At 56.0% G+C, this 232-nt stretch carries 1 rRNA gene; it reads left to right on the forward strand.

Features of this window, described 5'->3' with window-relative positions:
- Positions 1-144: 144 nt before the first annotated feature.
- Positions 145-232: ribosomal RNA gene (locus tag ADL22_RS15770) — 16S ribosomal RNA — on the forward strand; the annotation flags it as partial.

Below are 232 nucleotides of genomic sequence, written 5' to 3' on the forward strand. Positions count from 1 at the left end.
ACCCCGTCTCCATCACGGAGATGAGGTTCCTTTGAAAAGCCCTCCCAAGTTTGGGAGGCACACAGCGAGGACGCTGTGAACGGTCGGATTATTCCTCCGATCGTTCCGCTCAACGCGAGTGTCACACCGGATTACCGGTAAACATTCACGGAGAGTTTGATCCTGGCTCAGGACGAACGCTGGCGGCGTGCTTAACACATGCAAGTCGAACGATGAACCTCCTTCGGGAGGG

It is taken from the genome of Streptomyces sp. NRRL F-4489 (genome assembly GCF_001509485.1).
Taxonomy (GTDB): domain Bacteria; phylum Actinomycetota; class Actinomycetes; order Streptomycetales; family Streptomycetaceae; genus Streptomyces.